Annotated in this window: 15 protein-coding genes; 7 read left to right on the top strand and 8 right to left on the bottom strand. The window is 70.3% G+C overall.

The features are described 5' to 3' along the window. Positions 1-297 precede the first annotated feature (297 nt). Positions 298-1,191, bottom strand: a complete 894-nt coding sequence (locus RPQ07_RS04420) for a kinase (protein ID WP_313942680.1) — start codon at positions 1,189-1,191, stop codon at positions 298-300. Positions 1,192-1,499: 308 nt separating this feature from the next. On the opposite strand from RPQ07_RS04420, the gene RPQ07_RS04415 reads away from it, so the two are divergent. The 6 genes from RPQ07_RS04415 to RPQ07_RS04390 all read left to right on the top strand — a co-directional run bounded on the left by RPQ07_RS04415 (position 1,500) and on the right by RPQ07_RS04390 (position 7,728). After that, a complete protein-coding gene (locus RPQ07_RS04415; RefSeq protein ID WP_313942679.1) occupies positions 1,500-2,504 on the top strand; it encodes a pyridoxal-phosphate dependent enzyme in 1,005 nt (334 codons plus the stop codon). Positions 2,505-2,575: 71 nt separating this feature from the next. After that, positions 2,576-3,421 carry a Rossmann-like domain-containing protein gene (locus tag RPQ07_RS04410; RefSeq protein WP_313942678.1) on the top strand — a complete coding sequence of 282 codons (846 nt, stop codon included), beginning with the start codon at positions 2,576-2,578 and terminating at the stop codon, positions 3,419-3,421. Further along, positions 3,418-4,686 carry an MFS transporter gene (locus tag RPQ07_RS04405; RefSeq protein WP_313942677.1) on the top strand — a complete coding sequence of 423 codons (1,269 nt, stop codon included), beginning with the start codon at positions 3,418-3,420 and terminating at the stop codon, positions 4,684-4,686. Before RPQ07_RS04410 ends, RPQ07_RS04405 begins: the two co-directional genes overlap by 4 nt. A 220-nt stretch (positions 4,687-4,906) precedes the next feature. After that, positions 4,907-5,926: an iron ABC transporter permease gene (locus tag RPQ07_RS04400; RefSeq protein WP_313948778.1), complete on the top strand. Its 1,020-nt coding sequence runs from the start codon at positions 4,907-4,909 to the stop codon at positions 5,924-5,926. A gap of 1 nt (position 5,927) precedes the next feature. Continuing rightward, positions 5,928-6,701 (top strand): ABC transporter ATP-binding protein, encoded by a 774-nt coding sequence (locus tag RPQ07_RS04395; RefSeq protein ID WP_313942676.1) that lies wholly within the window; start codon positions 5,928-5,930, stop codon positions 6,699-6,701. 22 nt (positions 6,702-6,723) lie between these two features. Beyond that, positions 6,724-7,728 carry an ABC transporter substrate-binding protein gene (locus RPQ07_RS04390; protein WP_313942675.1) on the top strand — a complete coding sequence of 335 codons (1,005 nt, stop codon included), beginning with the start codon at positions 6,724-6,726 and terminating at the stop codon, positions 7,726-7,728. Between the two features lie 27 nt (positions 7,729-7,755). On the opposite strand, the gene RPQ07_RS04385 is transcribed toward RPQ07_RS04390, so the two are convergent. The 3 genes from RPQ07_RS04385 to RPQ07_RS04375 are packed head-to-tail and all read right to left on the bottom strand — an operon-like array spanning position 7,756 to position 11,470. Next, a complete protein-coding gene (locus RPQ07_RS04385) occupies positions 7,756-9,966 on the bottom strand; it encodes a xanthine dehydrogenase family protein molybdopterin-binding subunit (RefSeq protein WP_313942673.1) in 2,211 nt (736 codons plus the stop codon). Next, complete coding sequence (locus RPQ07_RS04380) at positions 9,963-10,952, bottom strand: xanthine dehydrogenase family protein subunit M (protein ID WP_313942672.1); 990 nt, start codon at positions 10,950-10,952, stop codon at positions 9,963-9,965. The genes RPQ07_RS04385 and RPQ07_RS04380 overlap by 4 nt, the downstream gene beginning before the upstream one ends. A 2-nt stretch (positions 10,953-10,954) precedes the next feature. After that, a complete protein-coding gene (locus tag RPQ07_RS04375; RefSeq protein WP_313942671.1) occupies positions 10,955-11,470 on the bottom strand; it encodes a (2Fe-2S)-binding protein in 516 nt (171 codons plus the stop codon). Positions 11,471-11,818: 348 nt separating this feature from the next. Here RPQ07_RS04375 and RPQ07_RS04370 point away from each other — a divergent pair, with 348 nt between their 5' ends. Beyond that, positions 11,819-12,262, top strand: coding sequence for a hypothetical protein (locus RPQ07_RS04370; protein WP_313942670.1), 444 nt, complete (start codon positions 11,819-11,821; stop codon positions 12,260-12,262). Positions 12,263-12,300: 38 nt separating this feature from the next. On the opposite strand, the gene RPQ07_RS04365 is transcribed toward RPQ07_RS04370, so the two are convergent. From RPQ07_RS04365 to RPQ07_RS04350, 4 genes are all read right to left on the bottom strand, one after another. Beyond that, positions 12,301-12,987 carry a class I SAM-dependent methyltransferase gene (locus RPQ07_RS04365; protein ID WP_313942669.1) on the bottom strand — a complete coding sequence of 229 codons (687 nt, stop codon included), beginning with the start codon at positions 12,985-12,987 and terminating at the stop codon, positions 12,301-12,303. Positions 12,988-13,143: 156 nt separating this feature from the next. Then, a complete protein-coding gene (locus RPQ07_RS04360; protein WP_313942668.1) occupies positions 13,144-13,890 on the bottom strand; it encodes a hypothetical protein in 747 nt (248 codons plus the stop codon). A 341-nt stretch (positions 13,891-14,231) separates the two neighbouring features. Further along, complete coding sequence (locus tag RPQ07_RS04355) at positions 14,232-17,096, bottom strand: condensation domain-containing protein (RefSeq protein ID WP_313942667.1); 2,865 nt, start codon at positions 17,094-17,096, stop codon at positions 14,232-14,234. After that, positions 17,086-18,900 (bottom strand): non-ribosomal peptide synthetase, encoded by a 1,815-nt coding sequence (locus tag RPQ07_RS04350; protein WP_313942665.1) that lies wholly within the window; start codon positions 18,898-18,900, stop codon positions 17,086-17,088. Before RPQ07_RS04350 ends, RPQ07_RS04355 begins: the two co-directional genes overlap by 11 nt. Positions 18,901-18,920 lie beyond the last annotated feature (20 nt).

The raw sequence follows: 18,920 nt of genomic DNA, 5'->3' as shown, positions 1-18,920 counted from the left end.
CTCGGTCAGCCTTCCGGGGCCGGAACGCGTCCGGGGAATCGCCCAGCCATGGGAGCCTGCTTCCGCCGGTTCGGGACCGGTCGTCGACTGCCCGGGTTGTCCAGAAAACAGCGTAGAACGGACCGCGGTGATCCGCGCGCGATGGGATGCGGTCCCGCCTCCTGCTTGGGCGCTCGGATGGCGCCTGGCAAGAAAGGTGCAGGTCAGGGACTTCTTGTGGGCGGCCCTGCCGGCGCAGGGTCTTGTCGGCCCGCGCGCTCGACGGCTTCGCGCGGGGTGGGGTCACGCGGGGTGGGGTCACGCGGGGACGGCGAGGCTCGGCTCCGGGAAGTGGGCGTCCGGGAAGCTGAGAGTCCGGTAGACCGACACGCCTCCCGCCAGTTCCGTGCACGCCCGTGCCGCGGCGGTGGCGCGGTGCGTGCATGCGGGGTCGGCCGCGTCCAGCAGCACTCCCAGCGTCGTGCCGCTGTGTCCGACGGCCACGCCCAGTCCGCCGACCTCGCGGCAGACATCACGCATGCGCTCCAACGACCGTTTGTGCCGAAGGGATTGGTTCATCAGCGCGCTGCGGGTGGCGACCCGCCCGACCTCCGCGAGGTCGCGGGAGCGTACGGCGCCGGTGAGCCGGTCCAGCAGACGCGCGTACTCGTGCCGGTCCGCTGTCGTGAACGGCTTGGGGATGCGGTTGAAGTCGACGGTGTCGACCGCTCCGCCCTCGTCGATCCCCACCACGGTCATGGCCGGCAGGGACCCGAGGACGGCGCGCAGGCGCACGCTGCGATGGTGGAAGGCGACGATGCCCGGGTAGAGCACGCCGTCTGTGGGTTCGATGCCTGCCAGGAGTCGCTCGATCCGGGCGGCGGGCATCGCGATGCCCAGGGCCTGCCCCACGGCCCGCGCGGTCGCGACCAGGTCGGCCGATGAGCTGGCCAGCCCTTTGCCCTCCGGGATGACGCTGTTGACGGTCAGCACCCCGCCGGTCGGTCGCGGAGTCTGCTCGACGATGGTGCGTGCCAGCTGCAGGGCCTTTTGCTTACGGGCCGGCCGCACCACCACCTCGCCCATGTGCGGATAGGGCCGGAAGGTCGCCCTCGTCCAGCGCGCGACGGGCAGGGTGACGAGGAAGTCGCCGTCCTGCTCAGGCAGCACGCCTTGGAGCAGCTCGCCGAAGGTCCCGAAGGCGGTCCCCACTCCGCTGCCCGTCGTCCCTCTCGCCGGCTCCCCGCGCGGTGGACATGGTCGTGCCCCGGCCTCCTGGGTCGGCTTCACGGGACTCCTCCCTGGTGGCGCATCAAATGAAAGTGATAATCGTTTCTATATGAGTCCGGCGCCGCGGGGCAAGTCCGGGCGTCGAGTCGTAATCGGTCTTGACAATCATTTTCAATTAGTGTGATGCTCTCGCTCGATCCGGTCGTCACCAGGCGCCGGGGACACCGACACCGGTCAGACCTACCTGCTCAAGCGGTCCCGGCACAGGGGCGGCTGACAGGAAGACGGGCATGCACACACACATAGCTGAAGCGATCAAGAAACCCGATCTCATCTCCCTGCGGCCGGACGTCATCTGTCTCCGGTTCGAGACGATGAAGATCTACTCGGCCCTGGGGGCGGTCCGCCATCTCCTGGAGTCGGGTGCCGTCGAACCCGGTGACACGCTCGTCGACAGCTCCAGCGGCATCTACGCACAGGCGCTGGCACTGGCCTGTCACCGGTACGGAATGAAGTGCCACATCGTGGGATCCACGACGGTGGACCGCACCCTCCGCGCGCAGTTGGAGATCCTCGGCGTCACGCTGGAGCAGGTCCGGCCGTCGAAGAACCTGCGTCTCGACCAGGAACTCCGGGTGCGGCGCATCGCCGAGATCCTGGAGGCGAACCCCTCGTACCACTGGATGCGGCAGTACCACGACTCCATCCACTACCTCGGTTACCGCGACGTGGCCGACACGATCGCCCGGGAGGTCCCCGACGGGCCCCTGGCCCTGGTGGGCGGTGTGGGATCGGGCGCCTCGACCGGCGCCATCGCCACCTATCTGCGCGAGGCCGGCCGGGATGTGTCACTCGTCGGCGTACAGCCCTTCGGCAGCGTCACATTCGGCTCGGAGCACGTGTCGGACCCGGACATGATCATCGCGGGGATCGGCAGCGCCATCCCGTTCCGGAACGTCCGGCACGAGCTCTACGACAGGATCCACTGGGTCAATTTCGACTGCGCGCTCTCCGGCGCCGTCGAACTCCTGCGGAGCAGCGGCATCTTCGCCGGCCTCTCGGCCGGCGCCGCGTACCTCACCACTCGCTGGGAACGCACCCGGGACGCCTCCCGCACCCATGTCTTCATCGCCGCCGACACCGGCCACCGCTACGTCGAGAGCGCCTACGCGCGGCACGCGCAAGCCCCGGACATCGACACCCTCAAGCCGCACGAGATCACCGCACTCGACGAGCTCAGTCTCCCCTGGTCGACGACCTCCTGGTCCGACCTCCGTGTTCCGCACGGGAGTTGACCGCGCCGATTCCCCATCGCGGCCGAACTGCCCGCACCGCAGCACATACAACCCCGACGAGAGAACCCGAGATGCCACACCCCATGCCGCAGACAGTCGCGGAACTGACCGACGCCGTACTGTCGGACGCCCACGGTCCCGCCCCCAGGAATCTGGCCGTCACCAGCGCCTTCTGGCTCTACCACACCACCCGGCTCGCCGGGGGCGAGGCCACGTACCACAACCACTACCTGGTGCTCCGGGTCGGGCACGCCTTCGGCGCCTGCTCCTTCGAAGCCGGTGAACTCGCCCCCGACTTCTGCGAGAACGCCTCCGGCCACACCCTCGACACGCTGCTGCGCCACGAGTCCGCCCCGGTCCGTGTCGCCGCACTCGACGCCTACCTCTCCCACGTGCGTCCGCACCGCGATGCGCCCGATGCCGAACCGGTCACCCTTCCGGCCGGGACGCCGGAGATCCGTGCCCGGGCCCGCGACGCCTCCATCGCCGGTCTCCTCGACATCGAGCCGGGCGCGAAGGTGGCCCTCATCGGCGTGGTCAATCCGCTCGTCGCGGCGATACGCGACCGCGGAGGTGTGTGCCTGCCCTGCGACCTCAATCTGCGCACCACCCAGTGGGGCGACCGGGTCGGCGACGACATGACCGAGGTGCTGGGCCAAGCCGATGCCGTCGTGGCGACCGGTATGACCCTGAGCAACGGCACGTTCGACCTGATCCTCGAGCACTGCCGCGAGCAGGGCGTCCCCCTGGTCGTCTACGCGCAGACGGGCAGTGCGGTCGCCCGTGCGTTCCTGTCCGGCGGAGTCACCGCACTGAACGCCGAGCCCTTCCCCTTCTCGCAGTTCAGCGCCGACCCGACACTCATGTACCGCTACCGCGCCGACAAGCCGGTGCTCACGGGGGGAGTCGGCTCGTGACCACCGACGCCAAGACGTCGGCCACGGACCGCCGGACGGAGGAGGAGCCGCTGCCGGGCGACCTGAGGATGGCCGGTGCCCTGTGGCCCGTCCTGCTCGCCTCGGCCGTCGGCCTGCTGCCGTTCACCATCTTCAGCACCTACCTGGTGCCGATCGCGGACGAGGCGGGAAGCAGCGTCGCGGCGATGGGCGGGCTGCGCGGACTCGGCGGCCTGGCAGCCCTGTTGGTCGGCACCGCGCTCGCCCCCTTCATCGACCGCGTACGCAAGGAGTGGGCGGCCGCGGGCGGACTCGTCGCTCTCGGCGCTTCAACGGCGCTCGGTGCGAGCGGGGACTTCGTGCTGCTGGCACTGTTCTGTCTGCTGGTCGGCGCGAGTACGTCCGTGCTGAACCCGGCCCTCACCGCGGCGGCCGCCGACCGCTTCGGTACGGGCAGGGCGGCCGGCCGGGCGGCGACCCTGGTCACCGCGGTGCAGTCGATGACCGCCATGCTCGCGGCGCCGCTCGTGGCCCTGCCCGCCCTCCTCTGGGGCTGGGAGGGGGACCTCCTCGCCGTGACCGCGGCCTCGGTTCTCCTCGCCGTGCTCTTCATCGCACGGGCCGAGCCGAAGGAGGCCGAGGAAGGCGGGAAGGAACAACGCCTGAGCTATCTCGCCTCGTTCACGGCGCTCGGAGCGGTTCGCGGAGCCGTGCCCCTGCTTCTCGTCTCCCTGCTCCGCACCGCGGTCTTCATGGGCTACCTCGCCTATCTGGCGGCCTTCTACGACGCCCGCTTCGGGCTCGACCCCGGCCTCTTCGCGTTCGTCTGGACGCTGAGCGGCGCGTCGTACTTCGTGAGCAACCTCCTCACCGGGCGGATCACGAACTCCGCCGAACCCCGGATCAGCACCGAACGCCTGCTGGCCATCGGCCTCGTCGCTGCGCTGGTGTCGGTCGTGGGCTTCTACTTCACGCACTGGCTGCCGCTCGCCCTCACGCTCACCTCGCTTCATGCGGCGAGCCATGCCGTCGTGGCCGCGTGCGCCGTCAGTCTCCTGGTACGGCGCTGCGGCCCGCTGCGCGGCTCGGCCCTGAGCCTCAACGCGGCGGGCCAGAGCCTCGGGGTCTTCGTCGGCGCGGCCCTGGGCGGCGCCGGTCTCGGCCTGGCGGGTTTCCCGGGCATCGCCGCCGCCTTCGGCGCCCTTGTCGTCGTGGCGCTCGGTGCGGCCGTCGTGGTGTCCCGCCACGGCGCCCAGGAACGGGAGCAGGAGGCGGCCGCCGCGTAGCCGACGAGCCCCCGGCCTCGTACCGCCCGGCCGTCGTCACAGACCGTGGCCCTTCCCCCCCGGAACACTTCTCCTCCTACCGAAAGTGAAGGCCGGCTCCATGCCTCCGCCCGCGATCACCTCACCACCGGTCGGCACCGGTGAAACGGGATCAGCCGACATCCCAACATCCGCGGCCGCGACCGGTCTCAAGGGCCGACTCGCCTCGCCCCACGGCCTGTTGGCGGCCTGCCTCATCCTGCTCGCCGTCCTCCTCGTCTCCGTCGTCGTGGCCATCGGTCTGGGATCCGCGGTGATCACGCCGGGGGAGACCGCCCGGTATCTGTGGGCGGCCCTCAGCGGCGGACACATCGCCGAGGACGAGGTGACGACGTATCAGATCATCTGGCAGATCCGTGCACCGCGGGTCCTGACCGCGGCCCTCGTGGGCGCGGGGCTGAGTGCCGTCGGCGTCGCCATCCAGGCCCTGGTGCGCAACGCCCTCGCGGACCCCTTCGTCCTCGGCGTCTCCTCAGGGGCGTCCGTCGGCGCCGTCGGCGTCACGGTCACCGGCGGCCTCGCCGCGCTCGGCATCTACGCGGTGTCCGCCGGCGCCTTCATCGGCGCCCTGGTGGCGGCGGTCCTGGTCCACGCGGCCGCATCCAGCCGGGGCACGCTCTCACCGCTGCGCCTGGTCCTGACCGGAGTGGCCATGTCGCTCGGCTTCCAGGCGGTGATGAGCGTGATCATCTACGTCGCCCCGGACAGCGAGGCGACCAGCATGATCCTCCACTGGACGATGGGCAGCTTCGGCGCCGCGAGCTGGGGCTCGCTGCCCGTCGTCTGCGTCGCCGTCCTGCTCGGTCTGGCCGTGCTCCACCGACACGGCCGGGCGCTGGACGTCCTCGCCCTCGGGGACGAGACGGCCACGAGCCTCGGGATCAGCCCCGACCGGCATCGCAAGGGCCTGCTCGTGATCGTCTCGCTCGTGACGGGGGTGATGGTCGCCGTCAGCGGAGCCATCGCCTTCGTCGGCCTGGTCATGCCGCACGTGGTGCGCATGGTCGTCGGGGCCGCCCACGCCCGGGTGCTGGCCGTCGCCCCCCTGCTGGGGGCGATCTTCATGGTGTGGGTCGACCTGGTGTCGCGGACGCTCGTGGCACCCCGTGAGCTGCCGCTGGGCGTGATCACCGCACTGGTCGGAGTCCCGGTGTTCATCGTGCTGATGCGCCGCAAGAGCTACCTGTTCGGGGGTCGTTGAGATGGATCTGACACTCGACGGGCTCTCGGTGGTGACCGACGGCAGAAGTCTGGTGCGCGATCTCTCGCTGCGGGTGGACAGCGGCCGGGTCGTGGGCCTGGTCGGCCCGAACGGCAGCGGCAAGTCCACCGCGCTGCGCTGTGTGTACCGGGCGCTTCGCCCCAGCAGCGGCACGGTGTGGGTGGGCGACGACGATCTCTCCCGTCTCGCGATGCGCCACAGCGCGCAGACCGTCGCCGCCATGACCCAGGACGGCGCCGTCGACCTCGACTTCACGGTCGAGGAACTCGTCGCCCTGGGGCGAACGCCCCACCTCCAGGGCAATCAGGCACTCGGCCGACGGGAACGGGAGCTGTGCGAGCGGGCGATGGAGCGGCTCGACATCCGGCATCTCGCGCGGCGCGGAGTGCTCACCCTCTCGGGCGGAGAGCGTCAGCGCGTCCTGCTGGCCCGTGCTCTCGTCCAGGAGCCGAAGATCCTCGTACTGGACGAGCCGACCAACCATCTCGACGTACGCCACCAGGTCCAGCTGCTCTCGCTCCTGCGCGGCTCGGGGCTCACCGTCCTCATCGTCCTGCACGATCTCAACCTGGCCTCGGCGGCCTGTGATCACATCGGCGTCCTCTCCGACGGCCGCCTGGTGACGGCGGGTTCGCCCGCCCATGTCCTCACCCCGGAGCTAGTCGACGAGGTGTTCGGTGTCGAGGCCGACGTGGTTCCCCACCCGCTCACGGGGGCTCCCCAACTGCTGTATTCGCTCAACTCCTCCTGGTGAAAGGCCTATCCACGTGTTGCGTATGAATCGATCGTCCGGCGCGGTGTCCCGAGGCACCGCAATCGGATCCGCGCTCGCCGCCGTCCTGCTGCTCAGCGGCTGCGGCGCCGAGGTCGGGACGGACGCCGAGGCGTCCGGGAAGGTCACCGTGAAGCGCTGCGGCGAGCCGGTCGCGTACACGACCCCGCAGCGCGCCGTCGCCTACGAGGGCGGCAGCGCCGACAAGCTGTTCAGCCTCGGCCTGACCGAGCATGTGCACGGCTATGTGATGCCGCCGGCCAACCCGCCGGTGAGCGAGTCTCCCTGGGCGTCCGAGTACGCCAAGGTCAAGATGCTCAGCGACGACCTCCTCAACAAGGAACTGGTGGTGGAGGCCAAGTCCGACTTCGTCGTGGCGGGCTGGAACTCCGGCTTCAAGGACGAGCGGGGCATCACGCCGAAGATCCTGGACCGGCTCGGGATCCAGAGTTTCCTGCACACCGAGAGCTGCTTCAACTACCCCGGGTACCCCGAGAAGGTCACCCCGTTCGAGGGGCTCTACACCGACCTCGACCGACTGGGCCGGATCTTCCGGGTCGAGGACAGGGCGGACAAGGTCGTCGCCGGCCTGAAACGCCGGGTCGAGGCGGTCGCGGAACAGGCGCCCCAGGGCGACCCGGTGCCGGTCTTCCTCTACGACTCGGGCACCGATCAGCCCTTCACCGCGGGCAACCAGGTCCCGCCCAACGACATCATCAGGACCGCGGGCGGCAGGAACATCTTCGACGGACTCGACCAGCGCTGGACCCAGGTGAACTGGGAGGCGGTCGCCGAGGCCGAACCCGAGGTCATCATGATCCTCGACTACGGCGACCTGCCGGCCCGGAAGAAGATCGACTTTCTGCGGAAGTCCCCACACACGAGGGAACTTCCCGCCGTCAAGAAGAACAACTTCTTCGTCCTCGACTACAACGAGGGCATCAGCGGACCGAGGAACGTCGACGGCCTGGAGAAGTTCGCGAAGTACACGCGGACACTGGGTGGTTGACCCCACGTCGGCAGTCGGCAAGCCCGGTCAGAGAAGCTGGTCGATGGTGAAGGGGAGGGACCGCAGACGACGGCCGGTGGCGTGATGGATTGCGTTGCCGATGGCTGCCGCCACGCCGACCAGGCCGATCTCGCCGACACCCTTGGTTCCGACGTTCGTTGCGCGGTCGGGAGTCCCGCAGAAGATGACCTCCATGTCGGGAACGTCGGCGTTGACGGGCATCAGGTAGTCGCCGAACGTGGGGTTGGCGATACGACCGGTGCCCTCGTCGGTCTCGGTCGCCTCGAACATGGCCTGGCTGATACCGCCGACGGTGCCGCCGACGATCTGGCTGGTGGCCGTCTTCTCGTTGAGGATGCGTCCGCCGTCGATGGCGGAGACCACCCGCTTGACCCGCAGCAGGCCGAGCCCGGGGTCGATGCGGATCTCGACGAACTTGGCTCCGAAGGCGCCGGAGGGGGCCATGCCGATCTGCTTCCCGTCGGGCGGGGTACTGCGACCGTCGGCGCTGACCTCCTCCAGACCGTGGCGGGCGAGGATGTCGGTGTAGGGCTCGCCCTGGTCCGGAGCGCTGATGCGGTGGAGCCGTCCCTCGCCGACGGTGACGTCGTCCGCTGAAGCACCGCGCAGTGGCGACTTGTCGTCGTCGCGCACGATGTCGAGCAGTTCGTGGACGAGGTTGTCGCACGCGGTGTGGATCGCGTTGGCCAGCGCTCCGGTCAGGCCGGAGCCGCCGGCCTGGGGCGAGTAGGGCATGTCGGAGTCGCCGAGGTCGAAGCGGACCCGGCTGATCTCCAGTCCGAGGAGTTCGGCGGCGAACTGCGTCATCACGGTGTAGGTTCCGGTGCCGATGTCGGTGGCGGCGCTGCGTACATACGCCGAGCCGTCGCGGCGCAGGGACGCCCGCGCCTGGCAGGGAGCCTGGTAGAACGGGTAGGAGACACCGGCCATGCCGTACCCGACGAGCCATCGGCCGTCACGCATGGAGCCGATGTCGGGCGTACGGCGCGACCAGCCGAACCGCTCCGCACCCTGGGTGTAGCAGTCGCGGAGGGCCTTGCTCGACCAGGGCAGACCGAGCAGCGGGTGGTCTTCGGCGTAGTTGCGCAGACGGAGTTCCAGCGGATCCATACCGATGGCGTGGGCCGCCTCGTCGATGGCGGACTCCAGAGCGAAGTTGCCCTGGCCTTCGGCGGGAGCGCGCATGGACCCGGGGCAGGGGATGTTCAGACGGGCCTGCCGGTCGCGCGTCATCACGTTGGGGCACGCGTAGGACACGGCCGAGCACCCGGAGACCGGCTCGAAGTCGTCGTCCTCCATCGCCACCGACGAGATTCCGTGGTGCTCGATGGCGACGAGGTCCCCGGCCCTGCTGACCCCGATCCTGATCTGCTGGACGCTGTCCGGACGGTGCCCGACCGAGGTGAACATCTGCGGTCGCGTCAGCACCAGTTTCACGGGGTGCCTGACCTCGCGGGCGGCCAGCGCGGTCAGAATGACGTGGGACCACACCCGCAGCCCGGCGCCGAAGCCACCGCCGACGAACGGCGCGAGCACCCGGATGCCGCTCTCCGGTACACCGAAGACCGTGGCGAGTGTCGTGCGTACGTTGTGGGGCCACTGCGTGGAGTCGTGCACGGTGAGGGAGTCGCCGTGCCATGAGGCGATGGTGCTCATCAGGCCGAGCGGGTTGTTGGTGTTGTCGGGCGTCGTGTAGCGCCCTTCGACCACGACGTCCGCCTCGGCGAAGCCGGCGGACACGTCGCCCCGATCCGAGTCCATCCCCCAGGGGTTGGTCAGGACCTGCGCGTTCGGATCCTCCACGTCGAGCAACGCTTCGGCCGGCTCGTATTCCACACGTACCAGCGACGCGGCGTGCCGGGCCTGCTCGGCGCTGTCGGCCACCACGATCGCGAGGTGCTGGCCGTAGTGGAGAATCCGGTCGTCCTGCATGGGCGCCGGCGGCGACGGCCCGAGCAGTGTCATCGGTCCGCGCGGCAACTGCGGAGCGGTGAGATGGGTGATCACCGTCAGGACGCCGGGTGCGGACTGCGCGTCGGAGGCGTCGATACTGCGGATGCGTCCCGCGGCGATGGTGCTCCCCACCAGGGCGGCGTGCACCATGCCCGGATAGCTGAAGTCATTGGGGTAGTGCGCTGCCCCGGTGACCTTCAGCGGTGCGTCTACGCGCTCGATGCCTTCACCGACGACCGCGCGGGGAGTTTCGAGGGTGGTCATGACGGGGCTCCTGCAACGGTCTCGAGCGTGCGCACCAGGGTGCGCTTGGCCAGATCCACCTTGAAGGCGGTGCCCGGCAGCGTCTGTGCGCCCTCCAGGGCTGCCTCCGCGGCCATCCGGAAGCGTTCGTCGCTCGCCGGTGCTCCTCGCAGCACCTCCTCGGCGTCCCAGGCCCGCCACGGGACCGTGCCGACGCCGCCCAGGCCGATCCGTGCGTCGCGGATGGTGTCGCCCTCCAACTGCAGAGCAACGCCGGCCGAGGTCAGGGCGAACTCGTAGGACACCCGGTCGCGGACCTTCAGGTAGTGGGACCGGGTGTCCTGCGGCAGCAGCGGAATCTCGACCTCGGTGATCAGCTCACCGTGGTTCAGCACGTTCTCGATGTGCGGTGTCGAACCGGGTTCCCGGTAGAACCGCGTCAGGGGTACCGACCGGGGGCCGTCCTGGCCCTGGACATGGACGACGACGTCCAGCGCCACGAAGGGGATCGCGACGTCCGAGGCATGCAACGCGATGCATTGATCGCTTGTGCCCAGGATGGCGTGCATGCGCTGAAAGCCGGTGATCGCGGCGCAGCCGGACCCGGGGTCGCGCTTGTTGCAGGCCCCTACGGTGGGGTCCCTGAAGTAGCGGCACCGGGCACGCTGCAACAGGTTGCCGCCGATGGTCGCCATATTTCTCAGCTGCGTGGAGGCTCCGAGCAGGAGCGCCTCACGCACGAACGGAAGCCGTTCGCGCAGCACGGGATCCGCTGCCAGTTCCTCCATCGTCGTCAGCGCACCGACGTGCACCGACGACTCGGCGTGCATGATCCCCTTCAGCGGCAGCCGGGTGATGTCGACCAGCCGATCGGGATGAAGGACGCCGTCCTTCATCAGATCCAGCTGGGTCGTGCCTCCGGCCAGGAATGACGTTTTCGGGTCGGCCGTCACGGCCGCGACTGCTTGCTCGGTCTCGGAGGGCCGGACGTATTCGAAGGGGCGCATCGTCACCCCTCCGAAACGACGTCGCGTATCGCGGCACGGATATTCGGATAGGCACCGCAGCGGCAGATGTTCCCGCTCATGAATTCGCTGATGTCCTCGTCCGTGCCCGCCCGGCCCTCGGCCTCCAGGCACACGGCGGACATGATCTGCCCAGGGGTGCAGTAGCCGCACTGGAACGCGTCACGGCGTGCGAAGGCGGCCTGCATCGGGTGCGGCTCACCGTTGTCGGACAGACCCTCCACGGTGGTGATCTCGCGGCCTTCGTACTGGGCGGCGAGCGCGAGGCAGGACACGATGCGTTTCCCGTCGGCCAGCACGGTACAGGCCCCGCAAGCGCCCTGGTCACAGCCCTTTTTCGCCCCGGTCAGCACCAAGTGATCACGCAATGCGTCGAGGAGGGTCACCCGCGAGTCGAGCCGCAGACGATACGCATCGCCGTTGACGTTCAGGGTGACCTCTACGGTGGGAATCTCCGGTGTGGCTTCGCGGGGGCGTGCTTGAGTGTCGACGTGCTTCATAACGCCTCAATTCGATGTGAACCTGCCCGGGGCGATGAAGTGGGCACGCTTCGCCATCCGGCGCAGTATCCGAAAAATTCTAGGTCCGGATCGGAGTGCGCGCATTTTCTGGCGGTGGGGTTCGGGCCAGGGCTTCGCCGACCCGATGCGCAGGGTCGGCGTGCGTCCGTGATGTCCCGGACGGGCGGACGACCACGCCACGCCGACTGCCGCCCGGGTATGTCCGTGCTGGGAGCGGCCACGCCTCTACACCACCGGACGGGACACCGTCCGAGATATCCGCAACCACCGCGCGGTGACCCGAGTCCTGGCCAGAGTGGACGGGTGTGGACAACGCTTGCACCGCTCATGGGTGTCGTACTCGGCGGGCTGACCTCGTTTGCGGCCCAGTTCTGGCAAGGACGCGCGTCGGAGCGCACGGAAACGCGACGCGGCGATCGAGAACGAGCCGAGGGGCGCCGTGCCGAAGCCCTCACCCACCTCATCGACTTCCTGTCCGCGGTGCAGGAAGCCGAACGGGTGGCGGTGGACCGGTACCACGACAACCTGACCGATGAAGCGTGGCAGGCGCGGGCCAAACAGGCCGTCGACACGTTGTGGGTGGCCCAGAAGACGATTCACCTGTTGTGCCCGTCCGAGGTCAACGAGGCGGCACGGCGGGTCGCGTTCGCGGTTCAGAACGTGATCCGAGACGGCCCGCGCGACCCGGGAGCACCCCAGGACGAGAAGGTCTGGGCGTGCATCAGCCCGAGCCGGCGGGCGTTTCTCGACGCGGCGGCCGAGTACTTGTGACGGAGGTGGCCTCAAGCACTGTGCTGCGGCCTCAACCACTATTGGCGCTTCGCCCGGAGGAGCTGGACTACGACGTGATGACCGCCCTCCGGCGCACGCAATAGCTCCACGGTCTCCAGGGTGAAGTCGTGATCGATGAGCAGACCCTCCCAGAGCGGCGGCGTGAGCACCCACATCTGTGCGGCGATGGGTTCCTCGTCCCGCAGCCGGATAACCTGCTCGCGCGGTGCCACGAGGTCGGACGGCTTGCGGCCCTCGTTGTCCGTGTGCAGAGCGGAGAAGACGAGCGGGGCTCCCTCGGTGAGGCCATCTCGCAAAGCCGGGAGCAGATGGTGCGGGTCGATGCAGCCGAAGGTCCGGACACCGTACGCGGCGTCATAGGGCTCGGAGTGGCGCAGGTGCTCCGCGACATCCGCGCACACGAAGCGAACTCCGGGCTCGAGACCGTGAGCGTTCAGTGCACGCTGGTGCTGGGTGGGTGACAGGTCGATTCCGTCGACAAGGGCGCCGTGTGCTCGGGCCAGGTGGACGGCATGGTGGCCGGGTCCGGATCCGATGTCGAGCACTCGCCTGCCCTCGATCAAGCCGAGGACCTCAGAGCCGGGGCCCACATCGGGCCAGAACCCCCAGTCGATTCGCGTTGGTACGGGCGGTGTGCAGCCGTAGTCCAGTTGGCGTTGGCCGTAGGTGATCCAAGCTTGTTCGTTCGCCCGGTGAGCGCTCACGAGTTCGCCGCCTTTGGTTGGTGGCTTTGATGTCATGAGAGGTCGCCATGGTGCTGTTGTCCAGGCCCCGAATGCACACTGCTCCAAGACTGTGTCCTGGCGGTGGACCCGGGCAGGCGGCCCTGAGCCGCCTGTGTGATTCGTCCCGGCACGGGGTTAGAGCGGGCGGCGACCGGTCATCCCCTGCCAAACACTCCGGGCATTGTCGAGGGCTGTTCGCGCCTGCGGGAGTGTGAAGTCGGCATCGTGACGGGCGCGTGTGCTCGCCAGCCGCTCCTGTGCCGACGCTATCGGTTCTGTCGCGCGCCGTGCCTCTTCCAGTTCGGCTTCGAGCGCGCGGATCTTACCGGCGCGCCGTTTCTGCAGCCTGTCCGCCGCCACGGCTGCGTTCTGGATCCGGACGCTGAACCGGCGCACTGTGTCCTCGGGCCACTGCTTGCCCTCATAGCGTTCCAAGCGTTCCCTTCCGTCGGGCCGCGTGAGGTACACGTACGACGAGCGCGCAGAAGAGGAGAGTTCGAATCGGACCTGCAGGCCTGCCAGCGGTACTTCGTCGTTGGAGATGAGGACCGCGCGTTCGAACAGGATGATCCGGCCGAGCTTTTGTCTCCGGGCTCCGCGGTGCGGTGTGCGCAGTCGCTCCAGCTTGGCTTCGCACTGGCGGACGTGGCGCCGGTGGGCCCACTCGGCCCGCTTCACCGCAGCCAGTGCCTGCAACTTCTCACGACGAGCTGTCCTTCGCAGCTCGCGCACGGCACGGCGGGGCTCATCCAGTGCCCGGCGTGCCTCCCGATGCTTCTCGTGGAACGCGAAAGCCCATCCGCCCGGATATCGGAGGAATCGCCAGACCGCCCACCACGCGCTCAGGGTCATCACGGCAACGACGCACCAGATCGCGATCATGTGCTGCCCCCGTTCGCGCCTGCTCGGCCGCGGTCAACGACAGCAATAGCGTTGCGCGTTGAGCAGGTCAACCCTTCTCGTCCCGGGCTCGCTGGTTCCCTGCCTGTCGTGTCGTGACACCAGGGGCGGAGGTGCTCCGCCTTCGGTGCCAGACGGCCCAGCCTGTCCGAATCCTGGCCCTTGGGGCGACCCCGGCCGAGCTCCTCCCCGGCCGGGGTGTCGCTGCAGCACGGCATACCGCGAGGTGTTGCACCCCGAAACAACCTGGCCGTACCTCCCGCCCGACTCGCCCGGACGGCGAAAGGGGCGCCTGCCCCCCGGCAGGCGCCCCCGTCCTCACCTCAGCGTCCCGCCCGCACCTGACCCTCGATCATCGTCGCCAGCACCGACTGCCAGTCCTCGCCCGGGCGTTCGGCCAGGGACGTGGCCAGTCGGTCGGACCGGTAGTGCCAGCGGTGGTCGAGGTCCGGGTGCACCCGGTCGACGAGGCTGATCTCGCTGTCGGTCCCGAGCAGCCGGCCCAGCTCGGCCGCCAGGTCCGCCCACCCGACGTGACCGCTCACGGCGTTGGCCGTGCCGTGGACCGGAGTGTCCAGGCAGGCGGTCACCGCGCGTGCCAGCGCGGACGCGTGGACCCACGGCGCGCCGTACCAGTCGTGGCCCTCGGCGCCGGGGCCGGGGACCTGGATCGGGTCTCCGGCCAGTGCCGCCTGGTAGAGCATTCCGGTGGCTCCCCAGCGCAGTTGGTCCCGCAGACGGTCGTGCGGACCCCACACGATCGGCGAGCGGACCACGCTCGCGCCGCCGCGGCCCTCGGTGCCGGCGGCGCGCAACAGCAGCTGCTCGCAGTCGAGTTTGGCCCGGCCGTACGCGCTCAGCGGCTGCTGCGAGGCCGCGTCCTCGACCACCTGCCGGTCCGCGGGCTTTCCGTACGCGTCCACGCTGCTGACGAACACGAACGGTCCGCGGCTCCAGGCCGCGACCATTGCCTCCATCGCCGACACGTCAACCTCGGGGCGGGTGAAGGTGCACGCGGCATGGATCACCGCGTCCGCGCTCGCCACCGCGGCGCGCAGGCCGTCCAGGTCGGTGAGATCGCCCTCGACGACCTCGACACCGTCGCCGGCGACCAAGTGCGCGGACTCGGGCCGGGCCAGGGCGAGCACGGGCCGTCCCTGCGCGGCCAGTTCCCGCAGGACGAAGGCGCCGACACCGCCCGTGCCACCCGTCACCAGCACCGTGCCCTCCCGGACCCGCCGCCTGCCGGCCGCCGGTGCGGCGGTGGCGACGACGGCCGCCCTCTCGCTCTCCCGCTCGTCCAGCAGCGCGGCCAGCGCCCGGGGAGTCCGGCACTGCATCACATCGAGACCGGTCACCGGCAGTTTCAGCCCGGTACGCAGTCGTTCGGCCAGTTGCACGGCGACCAGCGAGTGACCGCCGAGGACGAAGAAGTCGTCGTCCGGTGCCGGAACGCGGCCCAGCAGTTCGGCGAAGGCCTTCGTCACCGCGTGCGCACGGGGCCCCTGCGGGACGGCTGCCGCGACCGCGCCGGGCAGGCACGCCGTGTCCAGTGAGCCGTCGGCGGTCCGAGGCATCGCGTCCAGCAGCGTCACCGCGGCAGGAACGCTTTCCCGCGGCAGGGCCGCGCGGAGGTCCGAGCGCAGCTGTGCGGGGGAGGGGCCACCCGTCTCCCGCAGGACCGCGTAGGCGATCAGCGGACCGGCGGCCGGTACGGGTACGGCCGCGTCGGCGATCCGGGCGTCCGCCCGCAGACGCGCCTCGGCCGGATGGCAGTCGTCCGCCACGATCGCCCGAGGACCACCGCCGAGTCGTGAGAGCGTCAGACCCGGATCGGCCGCGACCGCGGACAGCAGGGCGGCGAAGTCGTCCGCCAGCCGGTCTCCCGCGGCGGAGTCCAGCGCCGACTGTCCGAACTGGACGATGCAGGCCGGGGAGTCGGAGTCCACCAGCCCGAAGGACAGGTCGAACTTCGCCTCGTCGAGACCGATGTCGACCGGCTCGGCGACCGTCCCCGGCAGCCTGAGCGCGGTGGGTTCCCGCAGGACGTCGGCGGACACCCGTACCAGTGCCGTACCGTCGGCGCCCCGCGCTCCGGCGCCGAGGCGCTCCAGGATCAGGTCGAACGGCACGTCCCGGTGCTGCTGGGCCTCCAGCAGTGCGTCCCGTACGCGCTCGACGAGTGTCCCGAAGTCCGGGTCACCGGACAGATTCACCCGGATCGGAAGGGTGTTGACGCACAGCCCGACGAGGTTTCGCATGGCAGCTCCCTCGCGATGGGTGCCGGCGCAGCCGATGACCAGGTCGTCCTCACCGGTCAGCCGGTGCAGTGCCGCGAAGGAGGCGGCGAGGGACACGGTGAACAGGGTCGCCCGGTGCTGTCGGCCGATCTCGCGCAGGGCCGGCAGGACGTGGGCGTCCAAGGCAGTGGTCCGGGCGACGGCGGCCCGCCCGCCCGGGGTGTGCGCGGGCCGGGGCAGCCGTACGGGAGTCGCGCCCGCGAGGCGGCGCACCCAGTGGTCGAGGCCCTCGCCGAGACGCTTCGCCGCCGCGTGTTCCCGGCGGGCGAAGTCCGCGTACTGCGGCGGCTCGGGCTGCGTGTGGGGGCGTTCGTCCACGGCCGCGGCGTACAGCTGGGACAGCTCGTCGGCGACCGTCTCCAGCGAACCGCCGTCGATGGCGATGTGATGGAACGTCAGCAGCACGGTGTGGTCCTGCGGGCCGTGGCGCACCACCAGGGCGCGCGGCAGCGGACCGGCGGACAGGTCGAAGGGTCGGCGTGCTTCCTCGGTGAGGAGACGCATGCCGTCGTCGTCGCTCTCCACCACGACGACATCCATCGCGTCGGGAGCGGCGAGCACCTCCTGGTACGCCTCGTCGCCGCGCTGCCCGTAGCGGGTGCGCAGGATGTGGTGACGGCGGACGAGCCCGGTGAGCGCGGCGGTCAGCGCGTCGATGTCGAGCGGGCCGCGCAGCCGGGTGGCGAAGGGCACGCTGTACAGCGAACCGCCCTGGCCGAGACGGTCCATCAGCCACATACGCCGCTGGGCGTGCGAGAGCGGCGCGGGCGACGGCTCGCGGACCGCGGCGGGCGCGGGGGCTGCCGGGCGGCTGCCGGCGCGGGCACGTGCCCGGCGCAGCAACTCCTCCTGGAGCGCGGCGGAACTGGGGGTCATGTCAGTGGCCATGGGTGTCGTCCTCGGACGCGTCGGGGTGGAGGTCGCTGTGGTCGGCCAGCAGAGCGCGTTCCACCAGCGCCGCGTGTCCGGCCACCGTGGGCGCGGCGAAGAAGTCGGGCAGGGACAGCTTGACCCCGAGCTCCTCGCGCAGATCGTCGGTGACGACGAGGGCGAGCAGGGAGTGTCCGCCGAGGGCGAGGAAGTCGGCGTCCGGCCGGTTCACCTCGCAGCCCAGACTGCGGCTCCACACCTCGGCGACCGCCTGCTGCAACGGGCTCAGCGGCTCGATGGCGCCGCCGTCGGCGGGAGCGCTGTGCAGTGCCGTGAGCGCGCGGCGGTCCACCTTGCCGGAGACGGTCAGCGGCAGCCGCTCCACGAAGCTCAGTTCGTCGGGGACCAGATGGGCGGGCAGCCGCTCGGCGAGCCGGGTCCTGAGGGTTTCGGCACCGGGCACGGGGCCGGGCGCGGCGACGACGAAGGCGGCCAGACGGGCGTCGTCCTCGGCCGCGCGGCGCACGGTCACCGCGGCGTCGTCCACCTCCGGCTGTTCACGCAGGATGTGCTCGATCTCGCCGGGCTCGATCCGGAATCCGCGGACCTTGACCTGGTCGTCGGCGCGTCCGTGGAAGTCGAGCAGTCCGTCCGGACGGGCCGAGACCACATCGCCGGTGCGGTAGAGGCGGCCCAGGGACGCATGGTCCACGAAACGCTCCGCCGTCAGCTCGGGGCGCCCGGCGTAGCCGCTCGCCAACCTGCTGCCACCGATCCACAGTTCACCGTGCTCGCCGGGCGCGACCGGCTGTCCGTCGGCGTCCAGGATGTGGGTGACGGCGCCCGCGATCGGACGGCCGATGGGCACCGGACCGTCGCAGTCCGCGTCCGTCACCCGGTGGGCCGTGGCGAACGTCGTGGTCTCGGTCGGGCCGTAGCCGTTGACCAACTCCAGCCAGGGGAAGGCGCGCAGCACCGCGCGGGCGTGCTGGGACGCCATCGCCTCGCCGCCCACCACGACCGTACGGAGCAGTGAGAACAGGCGCGAACGCCGCGCCGCCAGCTGGTGGAACAGCGCGGTGGTGAAGAACGCCACGCTCACGCCGTGCCGTTCCACCTGCTGGGCCAGATCCTCGAAGGAGGGCCGCTCGGCGGTGCACACCACGACCGCCGCGCCGTTGGCCAGCGCCGACCACACCTCGAACGTCGAGGCGTCGAAGGTGGCGGGGGAGTGGAACAGCACCCGGTCGCGTGCCGTGACCGTCACATACGTCGGGTCGGTGACCAGTCCCGCGATGCCGCCATGGGTGACGGTGACACCCTTGGGCTGCCCGGTGGATCCGGAGGTGAACAGGACGAGCGCCGCCGCGTGCGGGGCGTGACCGGCCGGGGCCGACTCCTCGCCCGTCAGCAGCGGTTCGTCAGGCAGGGCGAGGGTGGGGCCGGCCGTGTCGATCGCTTCGAGCAGCTTGCTGTCGCCGACGGTCAGGGTCACCCCGGCATCGGCGAGCATCGTGTCCGTACGGGGGCGGGGGTGGGCCGGATCGAGCGGCACACAGGCCGCGCCCGCCCACCACAGGGCGAGTTGGGCGACGACGGTTCTGGCCGAGCGCGGCACGAGCAGGCCCACGCGGTCACCGGGTCTGACATCGTGCGCGCGCAGGTGGGCCGCCAGAGAACGCGCCGAGGTGACCAACTGCGCATACGTCAGCGTGGTGTCGCCGTCCATCACGGCCAGGGCGTGCGGGGTCTGCTCGGCGTGCCGCGCCACGAGCGCGGGCAGACCCGCGGCGGAAGCGGCGGATACGGAGTCGGCGGACACGCGTTGTTCCTCCGGGGTGT

This window comes from Streptomyces sp. AM8-1-1 (genome assembly GCF_032229325.1).
Classification (GTDB): Bacteria; Actinomycetota; Actinomycetes; order Streptomycetales; family Streptomycetaceae; genus Streptomyces; species Streptomyces achmelvichensis.
Note: the sequence above shows the minus strand (reverse complement) of the source record. Positions and strands in the feature narration are given on the sequence as shown.